The organism is Roseiarcus sp., assembly GCF_052145395.1.
Lineage (GTDB): Bacteria > Pseudomonadota > Alphaproteobacteria > Rhizobiales > Beijerinckiaceae > Roseiarcus.
In genome coordinates, this window is the sequence record NZ_JBKQOT010000447.1 from 1 (window position 1) to 3,611 (window position 3,611).

The following is a 3,611-nucleotide window of genomic DNA, read 5'->3' on the forward strand; positions in this document are numbered from 1 at the left end:
CCCCCTCGTCCTTCACCCGCCGCGCGCCGAGCAGCATGGCATAGGTCTTGCCCACCCCCGGCGCCGCGCCAAGGAACACCTTGAGCCGGCCGGACGTCTCCCTGCGGAAAGCCGCCAGAAGCGCGTCCGGATCCGGACGTCCCTGATCCTCTCGACTTGTTCGGGCCATCAGCTCTCGTCGTGTGTCACGACGACTTTAGCTGATCCAGCGCCAAATTCAGCCGCAAAATGTTGACCCGAGGCTCGCCAATCAGGCCGAAGGCCGGCGGATCGATCGAAGCCTCGACGAGGTCGCGCACCTTAGCCTCGTCCAGGCCGCGCGCCTTGGCGACGGAGGCGACTTGCGCGAGGGCCGTTTGCGGCGACACGTCCGGATCGAGCCCGGAGGCCGAAGTCGTCACGGCGTCCGCCGGAACGGCTCCGGGTCCGGCCATCGCACGCCACGCCTCGACCGAAGCCTTCACTCGATCGACCAGCTTCTGCGACGTCGGGCCAAGGTTCGAAGCGGACGAATTGGAGGCGTCGTAGGGCGTGTCGATGGTCTTGGTCGAATCTTTGGGGTCCGTGCCGGTAATCGCGCTCGGGCGCGGATGAAAGTATTTGTCGCTCTTGAAGTTCTGCCCGATCAGGGCCGAGCCGACGACGACGCCGTCCTTCTCGATCAGGCTGCCGTTCGCCTGACGCGGAAGCGCGATCTGCGCAATGCCTGTCACCGCGAGGGGGTAGACGAGGCCGGTCAGCGCGCTGAAGAGCAGGAGCAGAACGACGGCGGGGCGGATGTGTTGAAGCATAAGTCGCCCCTTTCAGGCCAGATGCAGAACGGCGACGACAAGGTCTATCGCCTTGATGCCGATGAACGGCAGGATCAGGCCGCCGAGTCCATAGATCAGCAGATTGCGCCGCAGCAGCGCAGCGGCGCCGATCGGACGGTAGGCGACCCCCTTCAGGGCCAGCGGGATCAGCGCGATGATGATCAGAGCGTTGAAGATGACTGCCGACAGGATCGCCGACTGCGACGAGGCGAGCCGCATCACGTTGATCGCGGCGAGCGCCGGATAAGTCGTCACGAACATCGCCGGCAGGATGGCGAAATATTTGGCGACGTCGTTAGCGATGGAGAAGGTCGTCAGCGAGCCGCGCGTCATCAGAAGCTGCTTGCCGATCTCGACGATCTCGATGAGCTTGGTCGGATTGGAGTCGAGGTCGACCATGTTGCCCGCCTCGCGCGCCGCCTGCGTGCCGGTCTGCATGGCGACGCCGACGTCCGCCTGCGCCAGCGCGGGGGCGTCGTTGGTGCCGTCGCCGCACATGGCGATGAGCCGGCCGCCGGACTGTTCCTTGCGGATGAAAACCAGCTTGTCCTCTGGCGTCGCCTCGGCAAGGAAGTCGTCGACGCCCGCCTCAGAGGCGATCGCGGCGGCGGTGGTGGGGTTGTCGCCAGTCACCATGACCGTGCGGATGCCCATCGCGCGGAGCGCCGCGAAGCGCTCCTTGATGCGAGGCTTGACCACGTCTTTCAAATGCACGACGCCGAGCAGCCTGCCGCCGTCGCAGACGGCGAGCGGCGTGCCGCCCGACAACGCGACCCGTTCGACCTCATGCCGGAACTCCAGCGGCGTCTTGTCGAGCGTCGTCTTCAAGTAGCGCAGGATCGAGTCGATCGCGCCCTTGCGGAGCGAGCGGCCGGCGATGTCCACGCCCGAAATGCGCGTCTGCGCGGTGAAGGGAATGATGTTAGTATGGGCAGGATCTGGCGTCGGCTCGGCAAGGCGGTAATCGCCCTTGGCGAGCGCGACGATCGAGCGGCCTTCCGGCGTCTCGTCGGCGAGACTGGAGGCGAGCGCCGCCGCGGCGAGGTCTTCTGTCGTCACGCTGCGCACCGGCAGGAACTCGGTCGCCATGCGATTGCCGAACGTGATCGTGCCGGTCTTGTCGAGGAGCAGTGTGTCGACGTCGCCCGCCGCCTCGACCGAGCGGCCGGACGTTGCGATCACGTTGAAGCGGATCAACCGGTCCATGCCGGCGATGCCGATGGCGGATAAGAGGCCGCCGATGGTCGTCGGAATGAGGCAGACGAGCAGCGCGATCAGCACGGTCGCCGACAGCTCCGTCCCGGAATATTTGGCGATCGGCCAGAGCGTCACGCAGACGATCAGGAAGATGAGCGTCAGGCCGGACAGAAGGATCGACAGCGCCAGCTCGTTCGGCGTCTTTTGCCTTTCGGCGCCTTCGACAAGCGCAATCATGCGATCGATGAAGGTCGAGCCCGGCGACGCGGTGATCTTGACCTTGATGAAGTCGGACAGCACCGTCGTGCCGCCGGTGACGGCGGAACGATCGCCGCCCGCCTCGCGAATGACGGGCGCCGATTCGCCGGTGATCGCGGATTCGTTGACCGAAGCGACACCTTCGATGATGTCGCCGTCGCTGGGGATGATCTCGCCGGCTTCGACCAGAATGACGTCGCCGAGGCGAAGGTCGAGCGCGCCCACGCGCTCGACGGGGCCGGCGAGGCTTTCGGGATCGACGTAGCGCCTGGCGGGCGTGTCGGTGCGCGTCCGCCGCAACGCGTCGGCCTGCGCCTTGCCGCGGCCCTCCGCCACGGCCTCGGCGAAATTGGCGAACAGCACGGTAAACCAGAGCCATGCGGCGATCTGGCCGGAGAACGCCGCCACGCCGTTGTGGGTGACGAGGTCGCGGATGAAGAGCAGCGTCACCACAGCGGAGACCACCTCCGTCACAAAGATGACGGGGTTCTTGGCGAGCGCCCGCGGATCGAGCTTGCGCACGGCGTCGACCGCCGCGGCGCCGATGATCCGGGCGTCGAACAGGCTCTGCGGTTGCGGTTTGTGCGAGGACATGGCGATCGCGCCTCCGATCAGAACGTTTTTCCGCCGAGCATCAGGTACTGCTCGACGACGGGCCCGAGGGACAGGGCCGGGAAATATTGCAACAGGTAGAGAATGACGATGACGCCAACGAGCAGCCCGACGAACAGAGGCCCGTCGGTCGGGAAGGTGCCGGCCGTGGCCGGGATCTTCTTCTTTGCCGCGAGCGACCCGGCGAGGGCGAGGACCGGGATCACATAGGCGAAGCGTCCCAGCAGCATGGCGAGACCGCCCGTCGTGTTGAACCAGAGCGTGTTGCCATTGATCCCGGCGAAAGCCGAGCCGTTGTTGGCGTTGCTCGAGGCGAAGAGATAGATGACCTCGGAGAGGCCGTGCGGGCCGCTGTTGCCGAGACTATCGAGCGCTGTCTGAAGCAGGACCGAAGCGCCGACGAAGCCGAGCACGCTCAGCGGATAGATGAGCACCGCCAGCATCGCGAATTTCATCTCGCGCGATTCAATCTTCTTGCCGAGATATTCCGGCGTGCGGCCGACCATCAACCCCGCGATGAACACCGCGATGACTGCAACGACGAGGAAGCCGTAGAGCCCCGCTCCGACGCCGCCCGGCCAGATGCAGCCGGCGAGAAGGTTGAACATCGGCACGAGGCCGCCGAGCGGCGTGAATGAATCGAACATCGCGTTGACCGCGCCAGTGCTGGTGCCGCTCGTCCCGGTGGTGAACAACGCCGACATCGCTTGGCCGAAGCGGATCTCCTTGCCC

At 65.9% G+C, this 3,611-nt stretch carries 3 protein-coding genes and 1 pseudogene; all 4 read right to left on the bottom strand.

Features of this window, described 5'->3' with window-relative positions; genetic code table 11:
• Window positions 1–169: pseudogene (locus tag ACLP25_RS15135) on the bottom strand (hypothetical protein); the annotation flags it as partial.
• A gap of 16 nt (window positions 170–185) precedes the next feature.
• Window positions 186–791 carry a potassium-transporting ATPase subunit KdpC gene (gene kdpC, locus ACLP25_RS15140; RefSeq protein ID WP_442470013.1) on the bottom strand — a complete coding sequence of 202 codons (606 nt, stop codon included), beginning with the start codon at window positions 789–791 and terminating at the stop codon, window positions 186–188.
• Between the two features lie 12 nt (window positions 792–803).
• Window positions 804–2,861 carry a potassium-transporting ATPase subunit KdpB gene (gene kdpB / locus ACLP25_RS15145; RefSeq protein ID WP_442470014.1) on the bottom strand — a complete coding sequence of 686 codons (2,058 nt, stop codon included), beginning with the start codon at window positions 2,859–2,861 and terminating at the stop codon, window positions 804–806.
• A gap of 17 nt (window positions 2,862–2,878) precedes the next feature.
• The coding region (locus tag ACLP25_RS15150; protein ID WP_442470015.1) for a potassium-transporting ATPase subunit KdpA at window positions 2,879–3,611 on the bottom strand (733 nt) is incomplete at its 5' end.